The following is a 17711-nucleotide window of genomic DNA, read 5'->3' as shown; positions in this document are numbered from 1 at the left end:
TAGGTTGAACAGAAGGAGATGAACGATCAGTTGGCATCATCACGCAGGGGGAAGGCGGTCGGCATGTTCGGCAGGATCCTTCAGGCTTGCAGGAATCTCCTCGACCCGACGCGCGCGCGGACGCGTCCCGACGGAGCGGGCGGTCCGGCAAGGACGTCGGACGGCGGCGGCAAGCGCCCGCACAACCTGTTCGAGGCGGCCGCCGCGTACGTCTCGGCCTGCGCCGAGGACGACCAGGACGGGATCGACGAGGCGGCGGGCTGGGTGTCGCCGGAGGCGCTGTCCTTCGGGGTCAACGAACTGGCCTGCCGCGCCGTCATCGCGCTCGCGCGAGAGCGCGATGAGTCGCCGCGGGTCGTGGCCCGTGCGCTCCTCGGGCTGCCGACGGCATGACGCATCCGACGGCCGGAGTCGCCGTTTCGTCCGGCCGAAGTGGTCGATTCGCCCCGTCCGGCCGGAAAACTGCAGCTCCGGGTATACGGCGAGTCGTGACAAGCGCCTTCTTGCCGCACTAGGGTGCGCGCCGTTGGACGAACCGATGGGGAGGCTGGGATGGCCGGGACGGACGAGGACGCCGTCGCCGCCGAGGACGATGCGCTCTATGTGCTCACGGCGGTGCTGTTGACGCCGGCGAAGTTCCCGAGTGCGTTGGGCGACGACTACCCGGAGGCCTGCGCGGCGCTCGGCCTCCCGCCGCTCGCCGACGGCTACGGCCTGGTGCTGGGCCAGGACGGCGAAGGCGCGCGGTGGACCGTCGTCATCGACGACGTGTCGCTGGTGGCCGTGGCCATCGCGTCGTGGGACTGCGGCATGGAGTACGACCTGTCGCCGGACGAGCGGACGGTCGTCGCCGCGCTGCCCGGGTGGCCGCTGGCGGTCGCCGTCGCGGCTCCCGGGGTGCCCGCGCCGCACGATCCGGCCCCCGAGGTGACGGACGGCCCGGCGCTGTGCCCGCCCGACACGAGCACCTGGGGACCGGCACAGCGGCGGCTGGGGGCGGACGAGATCGCGCTCCAGTGGGCGCTGTGGCGCGAGCAGATCGACGACACGGAGTTCGCGACGCCCGCCGGGCAGGACGGCGCCGGGGCAGACGCGGGCGCCGACGAGGCCGGCCGGGCCGACGAGGGCGCCGTCGCCGCAGCCTCGGCCACAGTCGGCCGGGACGGTCAGGCGGGCCGGTCGGACACGGCCTCGGCGTCCGACCCGGGCGGTGGGCAGCCCGGCGGTCCGGCGGGGGCTGAAGGGGCTCCTGGGACCCCAAGGGCCGGCGTGGCCGACGAGGCCGGGAAGGGCACGCGGAAGGGCCACAGCGGCATCCGGCGCGTCCTGGCCGAGGTGCGCGCCTATGTGGACACCCCGCCTCCGCTCGGCCGCGTGCGTTCGTCGTTCGCTCCCGGTGACGCGCGCACCCTGCGCGCCGACGGCCCCGGCTGGTCGCTGGTGGCCAGGACCGACGACATCGCGTTCGTGCTGCTCGACGAGGAGCCCGGCGAGGTGCTTCCCGTGGGCCGCGGGCCCGAACTGCCCGGACTCCTGGAAGCGCTCGACAAGATGGCGGTACGCCCCCTCTGAGTGTTCCGCTCCCCTTTTCCCGGCCGCCGTGGCCGCACCGACAGGCATGGCCTTTCGACGCCTGCCGCTCCGTGCGGCCACCACGCGCACGGGATCCTGTGGCCGGGGATGCCGAAGCACGGACGCCGTCGGCCAGGGAAGCCGCCACGGTGGGGGCCGCGCCGCGGCCCCCACGGCTCAGTCATCCACGACATCACTCAGCGGGTATGAATCAGCGGGTGTCAGTCAGCACTCACCACGCGGCAGGATCACTCAGCGGCCCAGCTCCTTGCGGGTGACACGGCGCAGCCTGCGCCGCTGTGACGGGTCCAGCGCCAGATAGGCCGCCGTCGGAACCCCCACCACGATCAGCAGGGCCACCCACCAGGGCAGCCAGATCCACAGCAGGAGCCCGACCGCCACACCTCCCGCGGCGATCTTCGCGTTCTTCGACATCTGCGTCGCCTCCTTCGCGGCCACTGCCGCTCTCTGCCATGAAAACGGGTCCGCGCCGCCCGCGGTTCCGGACCCGACCCTGAGACGCCCCTGAGGTACACCCCCGAGAGGCCCCTGAGAACCCCTGTCCTCAGGGCGCGCAGCACGCAGAACAGGGACACACGCTTCCGATCGGGAGCGGCGCAGGGATGGCGCAGGGGTGGCGCACGGCGTGGCGCACGTTCCCGCCGAAGTGTTGTACCCTCGGCGACCCACCCCGGTAGTCAAATTTGAGGAGAGGCCCCATCTCCGCGCAGAGCCTTCCCGTGGAAGCACCGTCAGAGATTCCCGAACTCGCCCGATTCTGCGCCGTGTTCGTGCCCGGGAGCCCGGCCCGCACCGGCAGCGTCGCCTTCTGGCACCCGGACGGCGACGCACCTCCCGCCGTTCCCTCGGGCGCCCTGCGGGAGCTGTGCGTGGTCCGGCCCGCCGGCACCGGAGTGGCCCTCGCGCGCGTGCCGGCCGTGCTGCTCCCGATGCCGGACGCTCTGCCCGTCCTCACACGCGCGCGTGTCGCCCCCGACGCCCACCGGTCCGCCGCCTTCTGGAGCGCGGCCGCCCTGCTGTCCCTGCGGTGCGTGGCGCGCGGGCTGCTCCTGCCCGGCCTGTCCGCGGAGGACCACGACGCATGGCGGGCAGGACCGCTGGGCCCGGAGGACGTCGAGCAGGTGCGCAGACTGGCCGCCTCGATGCCACCCGAGGCACACGCCGTACCGGTGGACGAGAGCCCGCCGCTGCGGCTTCCCGATCCCGAACGGCTGGTGCGCGCGTTCCTGGACGCCGTCGCGGACGCGCTGCCCCGCACGCCCGCCGCACCGCTCGTGACGGGCGCCCCCGCCTATGCGGCACAGCAGCCGCGGCTCGTGCCGGAGCTGCGCGCGTGGGCGGCCGACGTCGCCGCCGGGCACGACTGCGGGGTACGGATCTCGCTGCGGATCGAGGTCACGGGGATCGACATCTCGGCCGTCGTCCCACAGGAAGCGGACCGGAACGAGGCCGACCGCGCGGACGCCGCCGGCGCCTCTGCCGCGGGTGTCTCCGCCGCCGGTGCCACTGGTGCTGGTGCCGCTGCCGCGGGTGCGTCTGGTGCCGGTGCCTCTGCCGGCGGAACCGTGGCCGGGACGGCGTCTTCCGACGCAGGCGCGTCCGGGCCCGGGTTCCGGGCCGTGCCGCAGGTTCACAGTGTGAGCGATCCCGCGATCGTCGCGGACGCCGCCGAGATCTGGGGCGACCCAGGCGTCGCCCCCGCGGTGTTCGGCCCGCGCGCGCGGATGGACGCCCTGCTCGCACTGCGCCGCGCGGCACGGGCCTGGCCCGCGCTGACCCCTCTGCTGTCGGCCACCGTCCCGGACGCCGTCGACCTTCTCGACGAGGACGTCGCCGAGCTCCTCGGAGAGGGTTCGCGAGCGCTGGCGAGCGCCGGCGTGGAAGTGCACTGGCCGAGAGGGGCGGCCCGCACGCTGACGGCCCGTGCGATCGTCGGGCCGCCCGAGGAGGCGCCGAGGTCACGTCGCGGACACTCGGCCACGCCGTCCTTCCTGTCGGCGGACGCGCTCGTGAGCTTCACGTGGTCGTTCTCGCTGGGCGACCGGCACCTGACGCGCGAGGAACTGGACCGTCTCGCCGAGGCCGGCCGGCCCCTCGTCCGGCTGCGCGACCAGTGGGTCCTGATCGACCCGCGAGAGCTTCGGCGGGCCCGCGCTCGACAGGACCGCAAGGTGACACCCGTGGACGCCCTGAGCGCGGCTCTGACGGGCTCCACGGAGGTGGACGGCCGCCGGGTCGAGGTGCGGCCCAGCGGCTGGCTGGCGACCCTGCGAGAGCGGCTGACGACCCCTGACGCCCAGGAGCCGGTGGAGCAGCCCGCCGCGCTCCACGCCACCCTGCGTGACTACCAGCGGCGCGGCCTGGACTGGCTGGCCCGGACCACCGCCCTGGGACTGGGGTGCTGTCTGGCGGACGACATGGGACTCGGCAAGACCGTCACGCTGATCGCGCTGCACCTGCACCGTCAGGCGGATCCCGCGTCGGCGGGCCCCACGCTCGTGGTCTGTCCGACGTCCCTGATGGGCAATTGGCAGCGGGAGATCGAGAGGTTCGCGCCGGACACGCCGGTGCGCCGCTTCCACGGAGCCCGCCGCGCACTGGAGGACCTGGCCGACGGGGAGTTCGTGCTCACCACGTACGGCACGCTGCGGCTCGACGCGGGCCGGCTGGGCGAGGTGGCGTGGGGCCTGGTCGTGGCGGACGAGGCGCAGCACGTCAAGAACCCCTACTCGGCCACGGCGCGGGCGCTGCGCACGATCGGCACACGCGCGCGTGTCGCGCTCACCGGCACCCCGGTGGAGAACAACCTGTCGGAGCTGTGGGCGATCCTGGACTGGACGACGCCCGGTCTGCTGGGCCGGCTCGGCACCTTCCGTGCGCGCCACGCGCGCGTGGTCGAGGGCGGCGGCGATCCGGCCGCGGCCGAGCGACTCGCCCGGCTCGTGGGGCCGTTCCTGCTGCGCCGCCGCAAGTCGGACCCGGGGATCGCCCCGGAACTGCCGCCCAAGACCGAGACCGATCACCCCGTCTCCCTCACCAAGGAACAGGCGGGCCTGTACGAGGCCGTGGTGCGCGAGACGCTCGCGGCGATCGCCGAGGCCGACGACATGGCTCGTCGCGGGCTGATCGTGAAACTCCTGACCGCACTCAAACAGATCTGCAACCACCCCGCGCAGTATCTGAAGGAGGAGCGGCCGAGGACATCCGGACGCTCCGGGAAGCTGGAGCTCCTGGACGAACTGCTCGACACCCTTCTCGCCGAGGGGGCGAGCGTCCTGGTCTTCACGCAGTACGTGCGCCTGGCACGTCTGCTGGAACAGCATCTGGCCATGCGGGGGGTGCCCACCCAGTTCCTGCACGGCGGCATTCCGGTCGCGGAGCGCGAGGCCATGGTCCGGCGCTTCCAGGACGGTGAGGCGCCGGTGTTCCTGCTGTCGCTCCGAGCGGCCGGCACCGGCCTCAACCTCACGCGCGCGGAGCATGTCGTGCACTACGACCGGTGGTGGAATCCGGCCGTCGAGGCGCAGGCCACCGACCGCGCGTACCGCATCGGCCAGACCCGGCCGGTGCAGGTGCACCGCTTGATCGCCGAGGGCACGATCGAGGATCGCATCGCCGACATGCTGCGGCGCAAACAGGATCTGGCCGACGCCGTTCTCGGGGCCGGAGAAGCGGCGCTGACAGAACTGACGGACGCCGAGCTGGCCGAGCTGGTGGAACTTCGAGGGAGCACACGATGAGCCGTCGGGACGACATCGAGGAACGGACCTTCGCCCCGTCGGCTCCCGCGCGCGGGAAGGGGTTCGCACAGACCTGGTGGGGCCGGGCATGGCTGTCCGCGCTGGAGGGCGGCGCGCTGGACGGCGAGCAGGTGAAGGCAGGCCGTCGTCTCGCCCGCGCGGGAGCGGTGGGCGCGGTGTCGGTGCGGCCGGGACGCGTCACGGCCGTCGTCCGGGACCGTGATCGCACGGCGCACCGGGCCGACGTCCTGCTCGACGCGCTTTCGGACGCGCAGTGGGACCGGTTCCTCGATCTGGCGGTCGAGCGCGCCGGACACGTTGCCGCGCTGCTCGACCGTGACATGCCGCCCGATCTCGTCGAGGACGCCGAGACGGCCGGAATCGATCTGCTCCCCGGCCCCGGCGACCTGGAGGCGGAGTGCGACTGCGGAGCCTGGGACCACTGCGGTCACACGGCAGCCGTCTGCTACCAGGTGGCGAGGCTGCTCGACGAGGACCCGTTCGTCCTGCTGCTGCTTCGAGGACGCGCCGAAGACGCGGTGCTGAGCGACCTTCAGGCGCGCGGCGCCGCCGCTACGGCCGTAGCCGGAGGCGGGCAGTTCACAGGCCGCGGACCAGCGCCCGAGCCGCTGGGGGCCGAAGGGGTGGACGCGGCCGAGGCGTACGGGGCCGGCGGCATCCTCCCCCCGCTGCCCGCCGCACCCGCCCTCCCGGACGAACCGGGTCTTCCGCCCTCGCTGGACACGGATGCGCCGGCCCCGCCCGGACTGGACCCGAAGGCGCTGGAGATCCTGGCCGCCCGGACAGCCGTCGAGGCGCGCCTGATGCTCGCGGAGGCGCTCCGGGAAGGGGCCGGACGACGAGCGGCCACCGGCCGGCCGTCGAGGGTCGCGGAGGACGCGGGGCGACTGGAATGGGAACAGCCGGACGCGGTGCGGATGGAGGCCGTGCGGATGGATGTGCTGCGGATGGACGCGGTGCGACTGGCGGCCGGTCTCCTCGACGGCCTCCGGTCGGCGGACGGCCCCTCCGCGGCCGTGGTCGACCGGCTTGCCGTCGGGTCGGGGCGCGACCGGGAGCAACTGGCCTTGGCCGTGCGTGCCTGGGGGTTCGGCGGGGCGGCCGCGGTGTCGGTGCTCGAGGAGGAATGGGCTGTGCAGGGCGAAGCGCTCACACGCGCGCGTGCCGCGCTGGACTCGGCCTGGGTGGAGGACGAGCGCCCTGTGCTGCGAGCGCGCGGAAATCGCTGGACGGTCGTCGGGACGGCGTGCCAACTCCGGTTGGGGCGGGACGGCCGCTGGTGGCCGTACCGCGAGGAGAGCGGCCGCTGGACGCCGACGGGGAACGCGGCCCACGACCCGGCGACGGCCTTGGCCGCAGCCCGCCCCGACAGCGAGGAGACACACCCCCCGAGCTGACTGTGCCGCCGATCCGGAGCGACGGTAGGTCCCGATCCGGAACGGGGTGTCGGTCCGACGGGCGGTCGGACCGACACCCCGCGCCCACCCACCGATCACCGAGCACCGAGCACCGCTCCGGCCCACTGACCACCGATCACCGATCACCGATCACCGATCACCCCTTACCGCAGCACCTCGCCCAGGGACGGCAGCAGCGATTCGAGATCGCTCGGTATGCCGGACGGCAGCACAGTGGGCACGTCCGACGGCAGCTCGGTCGGCAGAGTGCTCGGCAGCCCGCTCGGCAGACGGGTCGGCAGCCCGCTCGGCAGCTCGACCGGGAGGCTGTTGGACGGGTCGGGCGTGGAGGCGTCGCCGGTGCTGCTCCGGGCGGTGGGTTCGTCGTCCGGCGAGTCGTCGCCTCCCGAATCCATCAGCAGGACGGCGAGAACGGCTCCCGCGGCGACCAGCAGGGCGAGGACGACGTAGAGGGCGTTCCTGCGCCGCCCGGGGCCCGGGGATCGGGACGGCGGATGCGGCGGCAGGCCGCCTCCGCCCGTCCCGTCGTGGGGTCCGAAGCCGGCGTGGGGCGGTCCGAAGCCACCGGGAGGCGGCGTGTCGCCGGGAGGTCCGGGCGGCTGGGGCGGTACGGGCGGCATGGCCATACCGTCCAGGGTCGCCGCGCGCCGCTCACCGCGCGACCCCCACAAGGAAGTTGATACGCGGTCATGCCACGGACGGCATGATTCCGGCGCACTTCGTGCGCAGACCGCTTCAACAGCCGCCTCTCCGCGGCACGCGCGTGTGCACGCTCATCGCTGCACACGCGCGTGCGCGCGGATTCAGCCCCGGGCGCCCAGCAGGTGGTCCATGGCGAGCTGGTCGAGGCGCTCGAAGGCCATGCCACGGGCGGCGGCCGCCTCGGCGTCGAAGTCCTCGAAGGCACTGCGGTCGGCGAGCAGGCTCTGCAGGCCGTCGGCGGCGGTGGCCTGGGCGAGCTGGTCCAGTCGGGAGGCCCGCAGCGCCTCCTGGACCTCCGGGTCGTCGCGGAACGCGGCCGCACGCTCCTTGAGGATCAGGTAGTTGCGCATGCAGCCCGCGGCCGAGGCCCACACGCCGTCGAGGTCCTCGGTGCGCGGCGGCTTGAAGTCGAAGTGCTTCGGCCCCGCGTAGCCGGCGCTCTCCAGCAGGTCGACCAGCCAGAACGCGGAACGCAGGTCGCCGGCGCCGAAGCGCAGGTCCTGGTCGTACTTGATGCCGGACTGGCCGTTGAGGTCGATGTGGAAGAGCTTGCCCGCCCACAGCGCCTGGGCGATGCCGTGCGGGAAGTTCAGCCCGGCCATCTGCTCGTGGCCGACCTCGGGGTTCACGCCGTACAGCTCCGGGCGCTCCAGGCGCTCGATGAAGGCCAGGGCGTGACCGACGGTGGGCAGCAGGATGTCGCCGCGCGGCTCGTTCGGCTTGGGCTCGATGGCGAACTTCAGGTCGTAGCCCTGGGCGGTCACGTACTCGCCGAGGAGGTCGAAGGCCTCCTTCATGCGGTCGAGGGCCACGCGGACGTCCTTGGCCGCGCCGGACTCCGCGCCCTCACGGCCGCCCCAGGCGACGTAGATCCTGGCACCGAGCTCGACGGCCAGGTCGATGTTGCGGATCGTCTTGCGCAGGGCGTACCGACGCACGTCACGGTCGTTCGCGGTGAACGCGCCGTCCTTGAAGACGGGGTGCGTGAACAGGTTCGTGGTGGCCATCGGCACGGTCATGCCGGTGGTGTCCAGAGCCTGCCGGAAGCGCTTGACGTGCTCCTCGCGCTCGCTGTCCGAGGACCCGAAGGGGATCAGGTCGTCGTCGTGGAAGGTCACGCCGTAGGCGCCCAGCTCGGCCAGACGCTGCACCGTCTCGACCGGGTCCAGGGCACGTCGCGTGGCGTCGCCGAACGGGTCCCTCCCCTGCCAGCCGACGGTCCACAGGCCGAAGGTGAACCTGTCGTCGGGGGTGGGCTGGTAGCTCATGGCGGGGCTCCTTGCTCGAAGACTGTCGTGCGGGTGGTGGCGAACTATTTCGTCATGGCCGTTTACAAATTAGTATGCGGACGCATCTCTGGGAAGACAGATCCCGCAGAGCCGCGGAAAAACTTGAGGGAGAGCCCGATGTCAGCAGCCGAGGGTCCGCTCGTCGTCGGCGTGGACACGTCCACCCAGTCCACCAAGGTCCTGGTCGTCGACGCGGCCACCGGCGACGTCGTCGCGAGCGGCCAGGCCCCGCACACCGTCTCCTCCGGGGCCGGCCGCGAGAGCGACCCGCGCCAGTGGTTCGACGCGCTGCGCGAGGCGCTGCACCAGTGCGGCGACGTGGCACGCGAGGCGGCCGCGGTGTCCGTCGGCGGGCAGCAGCACGGGCTCGTCACGCTGGACGAACACGGCGAGCCGGTGCGCCCGGCGCTGCTGTGGAACGACGTGCGCTCGGCCCCCCAGGCACGCCGTCTGACCGAGGAGCTGGGCGGTGCGAAGTTCTGGGCGGAGCGCACCGGGTCCGTGCCGGCGGCGTCCTTCACCGTGACGAAGTGGGCCTGGCTGGCGGAGAACGAACCGGCGGCCCTGCGCGCCACGAAGGCCGTACGCCTCCCCCACGACTACCTGACCGAGCGCCTGACGGGCGAGGGCACCACGGACCGCGGCGACGTCTCAGGCACCGGCTGGTGGGCTTCGGGGACCGAGGCGTACGACGCCGAGATCCTCGCCCACGTGGGGCTCGACCCCGCGCTGCTGCCCCGTGTGGTGCGGCCCGGCGAGGTGGCCGGCACCGTACGCGACAGCCACGACCTGCCGTTCGCGAAGGGGACCCTGGTCGCGCCCGGCACCGGCGACAACGCCGCCGCGGCACTGGGCCTCGGGCTGCGTCCCGGCACCCCCGTGCTGAGCCTCGGCACCTCGGGCACGGTATACGCCGTGGCGAAGCGTCGCCCCACCGACCCCACCGGCACCGTGGCCGGCTTCGCCGACGCCCATGGCGACTGGCTGCCTCTCGCCTGCACCCTGAACTGCACGCTCGCCGTGGACCGCGTCGCCGCCCTGCTCGGCCTGGACCGCGAGGCCGTCGAGCCCACCGCGCACCTCACGCTCCTGCCCTACCTGGACGGCGAGCGCACCCCGAACCTGCCGAACGCCTCAGGCCTGCTGCACGGTCTGCGCCACGACACGACCGCCGGTCAGCTGCTGCAGGCCGCCTACGACGGGGCCGTGCACTCGCTGCTCGGCGCGCTCGACCTGGTTCTCGACGAGGACGCTGACCGCTCGGCCCCGCTGCTGCTGATCGGCGGCGGCGCCCGGGGCGCGGCCTGGCAACAGACCGTGCGCCGGCTGTCCGGGCGGCCGGTCCAGGTGCCCGAGGCCAAGGAGCTCGTCGCGCTGGGGGCGGCGGCGCAGGCGGCGGGCCTGCTGACCGGCGAGGACCCGGCCGCCGTCGCCCGCCGCTGGAACACCGCGCGGGGCCCGGTGCTCGACGCCGTCGAGCGGGACGAGGCGACGCTCGCCAGGATCGCCGGGGTACTCTCCGACGCGGCCCCGCTGCTCGAACGGAGCACGGACGCCCACTGAGCATCGACGAATCGACGGAGGCATGACCGCACCGCTGCACGAGGCCCGGCCGGCCGGCCCGGGGCGCTCGCTGCCCGACACCCAGCAGGGCATGCGCCGCCGCAACCTGGCCAGGGTGATGCACGCCGTCAGCGCCGAGGGGCCGCTCTCGCGGGCGGCGGTCGCCTCACGCATCGGCCTGACCCGGGCAGCGGTCTCGACCCTCGTCGACGAACTCATACGCACCGGCCTGCTGGAGGAGCTGGGCCCCGAGCGGCCCGGCCGGGTGGGGCGGCCCGGGTCGGCGCTGGCGGTCAGCGGGCGCGGCCCGGCGGGCATCGGCGCCGAGATCGGCGTCGACCACCTGGCGGTCTGTGCCGTCGACCTGCGCGGCGAGGTCCGGGCACGCGCCGAGCGGCACGGCACCAACCGGGGACGCGCCCCCGAGCCGGTGGTCGGGGAACTCACCGCACTCGTGCGCGAGGTCGTCGCCGCGGCGGAGCGCGAGGGGCTGTGGCCGGCCGGACTCGCCGTCGCCGTTCCCGGCCTGGTGGCGCGGGACGCCCGTACGGTGGTCCGCGCGCCGAACCTCGACTGGCAGGACGTCGACCTCGGCGCGCTGCTGCCCGGCGAGCTTCCCCTGACCGTGGACAACGAGGCCAACTTCGGCGGACTGGCCGAACTCTGGCTCGGCGCCGCCACCCCGCGCGACTTCCTCCATGTGTCCGCCGAGATCGGCATCGGCGCCGCGCTGGTCGTGGACGGCAGCCTGCTGCGCGGCACCCGCGGCTTCGCGGGCGAGCTGGGCCACATGCCGGTCCACCCCGACGGGCCGGAGTGCGTGTGCGGCGGGCGCGGCTGTCTGGAGCAGTACGCCGGCGAGGAGGCGGTGCTGCGGGCGGCCGGGCTCGACCTGGGCGAGGACCGCGTCGGCCTCCTCGCGGGACGGGCCGCGGACGGCGATCCGGACGTACGACGTGCTCTGCGCGAAGCCGGGACAGCCCTCGGCGTGGCCCTGACCGGGGCGCTCAATCTGCTGGATCCGGAGGGCGTCGTGCTCGGCGGCGCCCTGGCCGGGCTCGCGCCGTGGCTCCTGCCGTCGCTCGAGGCCGAACTCTCCCGGCGTACGGCCGGCCCCGCTTGCCCCGTGTCCGTTTCACGGCTGGGACCCGAGGGCCCCCTGCTCGGGGCCGCGCACTCGGTGGTGCGGGCCGTGCTGGACGATCCGGCGGCGGTGGCTGAACGGGCCTGACGGCCAGAGGCGCGGCCGCGGGCCGCGGGGGCGAACGGGCGCGGGACGCGCACCGGCCGTGTCATGTCTGGCCCCGACGACATCGGCGCATCGGTCACCCCCGCGCCACCTGCCCCGCCCGCGCACCAGCCCCGCCCTCGCACCGGTCGCGCCTGTGCACCGGTCACGCCCGCGCTGCGGGAGAATCGTCGGCTCGGCTTGGCCAGGTTCGGCCAGGACGCGATACCGGATGGCCGACTTTGCGCTGAGCGTCGTCCAAACGGTTGTCGGCCCGCGCACCCGGCGTGACGATGTCCCCAGCCGTACCCGTGCCCCGCGCCGGCCGAACCGCCTTCCGGGAGGACCAGTTGACCGACCCCTGGGTGGCCCTGGAGCCGGGGACCGACCCCGCCGAGCGCGTACGGATCCTGCGTCGGGCGCACGAGACGTTCACCGAGGCGGGCACCGTGCCGCGGCCGGTGCGTGCGGTCGTGGCCGACTCCTGGCGGCGTTCCGCGCGGGCCGGCGTCGGTCCGGACGGCGCGGCGAGCGTGGAGCTGACCGACGGCGACCTCGGCGCCTACCGGAGCGAGCATCCGCTGGCGCGGGTCATGCCGCTGTTCCGCGAGCTGATGGGCACGTTCGCCGCCGACGGCGAGCATCTGCTGGCGGTGTGCGACGCGCACGGCCGGCTGCTGTGGGTCGAGGGGCACGCGGCGACCCGGCGGCAGGCGGGGCGGATGAACTTCGTGCCGGGCGCACGGTGGGCGGAGAGCGCGGTGGGGACGAACGCGCCGGGCACGGCGGTGGCCCTGGACCGGCCGGTGCAGGTGTTCGCGGCCGAGCACTTCATCCGGCAGGTGCAGCCGTGGACCTGCGCCGCCGCCCCGGTGCACGATCCGCGTAGCGGTCGGGTGCTGGGCGCCGTGGACATCACGGGCGGGGACGGACTGGCGCACCCGCACAGCCTGGGGTTCGTGCAGGCGGTCGCCCGCGCCGCGGAGGCCCACCTGGCGCTGCTCGCCCCGCCGGCGCCCGCCGCCGAGACCTCGCGGCTGACCGTGCTGGGCCGCGACGAGGCCCGTCTGGTCACCGGCGGCAGGAACGTCAGACTGAGCCGTCGGCACAGCGAGATCCTGCTGTTGCTGGCGCGCCACCCCGAGGGTCTGACGGGCGACGAGCTGCTGTGCGCGCTGTACGAGGACGAGTCGGTGACGCCGGTGACGCTGCGTGCCGAACTGGCCCGGCTGCGCGGGCTGCTGGGGCCCGGGCTGCTGGCCTCGCGGCCCTACCGGCTCACCGTCGCGTGCGAGTCGGACCTCGACGTCGTCGAACGGCGGCTGGCGGCCGGCGCGGTGACGGCCGCGCTGACCGCGTACGCGGGGCCGCCGCTGCCGGCGTCCCGGGCGCCGGCCGTGGTGCGGCTCGGGCGACGTCTCGCCGACGGCCTGCGCGCCGCGCTGGTCGCGTGCGGCGACCCCGATCTGCTGGCCGACTGGGCGCACGCGCCGTGGGGCGAGGACGACCTCGACGTGTGGCGGGCGCTCGCGGCGGCCCGTCCGAGCGCCGCGATCCGGGCGCGGCTCGCGTCACTGGAATCGGAGCTGACGGCGCCGGTCGGCTCGGGCGGCCGGCCGCGGCCGTGAGTCCGGCCGGCGCCGCAACGTGGCTGCAACGTCCCCTTCCCTAGCCTCCCGCGCAGAGAGCTGTCCAACGGCGGGCAGCGCTGCTGAAGGAGGCAGACCAGGATGACCCGTTACGCGGCGCCCGGAAGCGAGGGCGCGATCGTCTCCTACCAGTCGCGCTACGACCACTTCATCGGCGGGGAGTACGTGCCTCCGGCGCGTGGACGGTACTTCGAGAACCCGTCGCCGGTGAACGGGGAGACCTTCACCGAGGTGGCGCGCGGTACGGAGGAGGACGTGGAGCGGGCGCTGGACGCGGCGCACGCGGCCGCGCCGGCCTGGGGCCGCACCTCGGCGACCGAGCGGTCCGACATCCTGCTGAAGATCGCCGACCGCATGGAGGCGTACCTCGAGCCGCTGGCCGTCGCGGAGAGCTGGGAGAACGGCAAGCCGGTGCGCGAGACGCTGGCGGCGGACATCCCGCTGGCCATCGACCACTTCCGCTATTTCGCCGGCGCGGTCCGCGCCCAGGAGGGCTCGCTCAGCGAGGTCGACGACGACACGGTGGCGTACCACTTCCACGAGCCGCTCGGCGTCGTCGCGCAGATCATCCCGTGGAACTTCCCGATCCTGATGGCCACGTGGAAGCTCGCGCCGGCGCTCGCCGCGGGCAACGCGGTGGTCATCAAGCCCGCCGAGCAGACCCCGGTCTCGCTGCACTACTGGATGAGCCTGGTCGCGGACCTGCTGCCGCCGGGTGTGGTGAACATCGTCAACGGCTTCGGACCGGAGGCGGGCAAGCCGCTCGCGTCGAGCCCGAGGGTGGCCAAGGTCGCGTTCACGGGCGAGACGTCGACGGGCCGGCTGATCATGCAGTACGCCGCCGAGAACCTGAAGCCCGTCACGCTGGAACTGGGCGGCAAGTCGCCGAACATCTTCTTCGACGACGTGTGGGACAAGGACGACGACCTGCGCGACAAGGCCCTCGAGGGCTTCACCATGTTCGCGCTGAACCAGGGCGAGGTGTGCACCTGCCCGTCGCGCGGCCTGATCCAGCGCGGCAACTACGGTGACTTCCTGCGGGCCGCGGTCGCCCGCACCGAGCTCATCAAACCCGGTCACCCCCTCGACACGGACACGATGATCGGCGCGCAGGCGTCCGGTGACCAGCTCGCGAAGATCCTCTCCTACATCGACATCGGCCGGAAGGAGGGGGCCAAGGTCCTCACCGGCGGTGAACGTGCCGAGTACGGAGGCGAGTTGAAGGGCGGCTACTACGTGCAGCCGACGATCTTCGAGGGGGACAACCGCATGCGGATCTTCCAGGAGGAGATCTTCGGCCCGGTCGTCTCGGTGGCCTCGTTCGACGACTTCGACGACGCCATCAAGATCGCCAACGACACGTCGTACGGCCTCGGCGCCGGGGTGTGGACCCGCGACATCAACACGGCGTACCGCGCGGGCCGGGCGATCCAGGCGGGCCGGGTCTGGACGAACTGCTACCACGCGTATCCGGCGCACGCCGCGTTCGGCGGCTACAAGCAGTCAGGGATCGGACGCGAGACGCACAAGATGATGCTGGAGCACTACCAGCAGACGAAGAACGTTCTGGTTTCTTACAGTCCGAAGAAACTTGGGTTCTTCTAGAAGTCTCAAGCCGGTTGCCTGGAGACTCCGTTCCACTCCAGGCAACCGGCTGCCACCCGCGCTACTCTCCGCGATCGCCTCGGCACCTCGCGCCACGATGGGCGTCTCAAGCGAATTCTCCCGGACTCCTGCTCCTCGCCATCAAGCCTCGCGTTGGTCGAATTCAGGTCATACCGACCAGTAGGTACGTCGGTTGCAGACGGGAAGGAGCCACACCGGGCGCGGTTTCCGCAGGGCGCTGACGGCGGACCGTCGGGCCTGCCATGATCACCCGCGCTCCCGCCACGGCGGGAGCGCGCGCGGCTCCACCAGGTTCACTAGGCTTACGAGTATCGGCAGGTCAGCCAGCGGTGGAGATGCGGATGACGGAGCTCAGCGCAAGCCACGACGATCCGTTCGCCCCGCGCCGCGCCGCCCTGGCGGTGCTCGACGACCGGGGTGCCGTGGTCGGATGGAACCGGCGGGCAGAGGAACTGCTCGGCCATCCGGGGGCAGACGTGATCGGCCGTCCGGCCGTCCAGGTCCTCGTCGATCCGCGCGATATGCCGGCTGTCAGGGAGGCCGCGGCGAGTTGCCGGAGAGACGGCGGCTGGTTCGGGGTGCTCGAGGTGCGGCACCGCGACGGACGGTTCGTGGAGATGGGACTCAGGGCCCAGACGATCTCCCGCGACGACCGGGTCCGTGAGTGGCTTGTCGCCGGGGCACTCGCGGCCGACGTCCTGGACTGGCAAAGGGACCGCGCGATTCTGGACGGGTTGTACCGCCAGTGTCCGATCGGCCTGGTCGTCCATGGCCCCGACCTCAGGGTTCTCCGGGTCAACCGGGCCGTCGAACGCTTCACCGGCGTCCCGGCAGCAGATTTTCGAGGTCTGCCGACCGGCTACATGCTCCTTCCCGACGACGCGCGCAGGGCCGCGGACCGCGTACGCCAGGTGTTGGAGACCGGCCGAGCGTTGATCTACTCCGAGCAGTTCGCCCGCCTCGAGGCGGATCCGGCACGAGAGCGGGTCGCGTTGGTCTCGGCCTTCCGGATGGAGGATCCCTCCGGCCGCGTCCTGGGCGTGGCCGAGATGGTCGAGGACATCACCGGACGCCACCGGGCCCAGCGTCGGCTCGCGCTCCTCGACCAGGCCGGCAGTCGTATCGGAACCACGCTCGACGTGGCAGAGACCGCCCGGGAACTCGCCGAGGTGATGGTGCCGCAACTCGCCGACCATGCGTCAGTGGACCTACTTCAGCCGGTGATACGTGGTGAGGAACCGGCGCGGGCGCTGGCGGGACCTGTGGTACGAGTGAGGGTCTGCGGCGTCGGCGCCCAGCAACCCGGCCCGCCCCACCCCCAGGACGGGCCGGTGGAGTTCGCACCCGACACACCCCAGGCAAGATGCCTGGCCGAAGGGCGGCCCGTCCTGGAACCGGTTCTGCCGTCCGACTCGTTCTCGACCGAAGGCCGCCTGGGGGCCCACGCCCCGGACCTGGGCGCCCACTCGCTGATCGTGGTACCTCTCGCCGCGCGTGGCCTGGTGCTGGGCGTGCTGACCCTGTGGCGTTCGCGCCGCCCCGATCCCTTCGAGGCGGACGATCTCACCCTCGCCCAGGAACTCGGCTCGCGCGCCGCCCTCGCCATCGACAACGCCCGGCGCTTCACCCAGCAGCAGCAGGCCGCCTTCACCTTGCAGAGCAGCCTTCTGCCCCGGGCCGTTCCGGACCAGTCGGCCGTCGAGGTGGCCCTGCGGTACCTGCCGGCCAGCGCGGCCCCGGGCCTGGGTGGCGACTGGTTCGACGTCATTCCACTGTCCGGGGCTCGGGTCGCCCTCGTCGTCGGCGACGTGGTGGGACGCGGCATCCACGCCGCTGCCACGATGGGCCGGCTGCGTACCGCCGTCCACACGCTCGCCAGCCTCGACCTGGAACCGGACGAGGTCCTCTCCCGCCTGGACGACCTGGTCACCCTGCTGGCGGCCGAACAGGAAGCGTTCGGCGAACAGCCCGTGGGCGAGCAGGTCGTCGGCGCCACCTGCCTGTACGCCGTGTACGACCCTGTCTCCCGGCGGTGCTCCGTGGCCCGCGCCGGCCACCCGCCGCCGGTGGTGACCTCTCCTGATGGACAGGTGGCGCTGCTCGACCTGCCCGCGGGGCCACCGCTCGGCCTGGGCGGCCTGCCGTTCGAGGCCCGGGAGATCGACCTGGCCGCAGGAAGCCTGCTGTGCCTGTACACCAACGGGATCATCGGCGAACGCCACATCGATGCCGACATCGGCCTGAGCAAGCTGTGCGCAGCGCTCACCCGCCCTGCGGACGAGCTGGAACGGACATGCCAAGCCGTGGTCGACTCGCTCGTGCCTGCGCGCCCCAGCGACGACATCGCGTTGCTGATCGCCCGCACCCGTATGCTGCCACCAGAGGACGTCGCCTCCTGGCAGCTGCCGCTGGAGCCTGCCGTCGCTGCCCAGGCTCGGGCGTTGACCTCGGCCAAGCTGGCCGAATGGCGTCTGGAACACTTGGCGTTCAGCACCGAGTTGATCGCCAGCGAACTGGTCACCAACGCCTACCGGTACGCCAATGGCCCTGCGACCCTGCGGCTGATCCGTGAACGCTTTCTGGTGTGCGAGGTCAGCGACACCAGCCACACCGCCCCACATCTGCGCCGCGCCAGCACCACCGACGAGGGCGGGCGCGGCCTGTTCCTGGTGGCTCAGATGGCCGAACGCTGGGGCACCCGCTACACCCGCGAAGGCAAAACGGTGTGGACCGAGCAATCCCTGGCCGACACGCTCACCTGACCGTCGCCGACCATGCGGCGGCCGACTCGCACAGCGGCGTGCGTGTCGGCATCCGGCCGCCATGCCGGCCCCGCCGGGGGCCTTGGCCCCTTGGGCGGACTGCGGCAGCGGCGCCGAGGC

Annotated in this window: 12 protein-coding genes; 9 read left to right on the top strand and 3 right to left on the bottom strand. The window is 73.2% G+C overall.

The features are described 5' to 3' along the window. The first annotated feature begins 63 nt into the window (after positions 1-63). Both ACZ7DE_RS23485 and ACZ7DE_RS23480 read left to right on the top strand, forming a co-directional pair. Positions 64-393, top strand: a complete 330-nt coding sequence (locus ACZ7DE_RS23485) for a hypothetical protein (protein ID WP_470764200.1) — start codon at positions 64-66, stop codon at positions 391-393. Positions 394-552: 159 nt separating this feature from the next. Beyond that, positions 553-1572 carry a hypothetical protein gene (locus tag ACZ7DE_RS23480; RefSeq protein ID WP_470764198.1) on the top strand — a complete coding sequence of 340 codons (1020 nt, stop codon included), beginning with the start codon at positions 553-555 and terminating at the stop codon, positions 1570-1572. 252 nt (positions 1573-1824) lie between these two features. On the opposite strand, the gene ACZ7DE_RS23475 is transcribed toward ACZ7DE_RS23480, so the two are convergent. Beyond that, positions 1825-2007 carry a hypothetical protein gene (locus ACZ7DE_RS23475; RefSeq protein ID WP_470764196.1) on the bottom strand — a complete coding sequence of 61 codons (183 nt, stop codon included), beginning with the start codon at positions 2005-2007 and terminating at the stop codon, positions 1825-1827. 305 nt (positions 2008-2312) lie between these two features. On the opposite strand from ACZ7DE_RS23475, the gene ACZ7DE_RS23470 reads away from it, so the two are divergent. Next, entirely contained in the window at positions 2313-5333 is a 3021-nt protein-coding gene (locus ACZ7DE_RS23470) for a DEAD/DEAH box helicase (RefSeq protein ID WP_470764194.1), read from the top strand. Continuing rightward, a complete protein-coding gene (locus ACZ7DE_RS23465) occupies positions 5330-6751 on the top strand; it encodes an SWF or SNF family helicase (protein ID WP_470764192.1) in 1422 nt (473 codons plus the stop codon). The genes ACZ7DE_RS23470 and ACZ7DE_RS23465 overlap by 4 nt, the downstream gene beginning before the upstream one ends. Positions 6752-6915: 164 nt before the next feature. On the opposite strand, the gene ACZ7DE_RS23460 is transcribed toward ACZ7DE_RS23465, so the two are convergent. Continuing rightward, positions 6916-7398 carry a hypothetical protein gene (locus ACZ7DE_RS23460; protein WP_470764190.1) on the bottom strand — a complete coding sequence of 161 codons (483 nt, stop codon included), beginning with the start codon at positions 7396-7398 and terminating at the stop codon, positions 6916-6918. A 177-nt stretch (positions 7399-7575) separates the two neighbouring features. Next, positions 7576-8742: a xylose isomerase gene (gene xylA / locus ACZ7DE_RS23455; protein ID WP_470764188.1), complete on the bottom strand. Its 1167-nt coding sequence runs from the start codon at positions 8740-8742 to the stop codon at positions 7576-7578. A 138-nt stretch (positions 8743-8880) separates the two neighbouring features. On the opposite strand from xylA, the gene xylB reads away from it, so the two are divergent. The 5 genes from xylB to ACZ7DE_RS23430 all read left to right on the top strand — a co-directional run bounded on the left by xylB (position 8881) and on the right by ACZ7DE_RS23430 (position 17591). After that, positions 8881-10326 (top strand): xylulokinase, encoded by a 1446-nt coding sequence (gene xylB, locus ACZ7DE_RS23450; protein ID WP_470764186.1) that lies wholly within the window; start codon positions 8881-8883, stop codon positions 10324-10326. Between the two features lie 22 nt (positions 10327-10348). Beyond that, positions 10349-11557, top strand: a complete 1209-nt coding sequence (locus ACZ7DE_RS23445; protein ID WP_470764184.1) for an ROK family protein — start codon at positions 10349-10351, stop codon at positions 11555-11557. Between the two features lie 347 nt (positions 11558-11904). Further along, positions 11905-13182 carry a GAF domain-containing protein gene (locus ACZ7DE_RS23440; protein WP_470764182.1) on the top strand — a complete coding sequence of 426 codons (1278 nt, stop codon included), beginning with the start codon at positions 11905-11907 and terminating at the stop codon, positions 13180-13182. Between the two features lie 102 nt (positions 13183-13284). Beyond that, positions 13285-14808: an acetaldehyde dehydrogenase ExaC gene (gene exaC, locus ACZ7DE_RS23435; protein ID WP_470764180.1), complete on the top strand. Its 1524-nt coding sequence runs from the start codon at positions 13285-13287 to the stop codon at positions 14806-14808. 362 nt (positions 14809-15170) lie between these two features. Then, positions 15171-17591 (top strand): SpoIIE family protein phosphatase, encoded by a 2421-nt coding sequence (locus ACZ7DE_RS23430; RefSeq protein WP_470764178.1) that lies wholly within the window; start codon positions 15171-15173, stop codon positions 17589-17591. The last annotated feature ends 120 nt before the right edge of the window (positions 17592-17711 follow it).

The sequence above is a fragment of the Streptomyces sp. NPDC037083 genome (assembly GCF_055606485.1).
The sequence above is the reverse complement of the archived record's forward strand: the minus strand, read 5'-3'. Positions and strand labels throughout refer to the sequence as shown.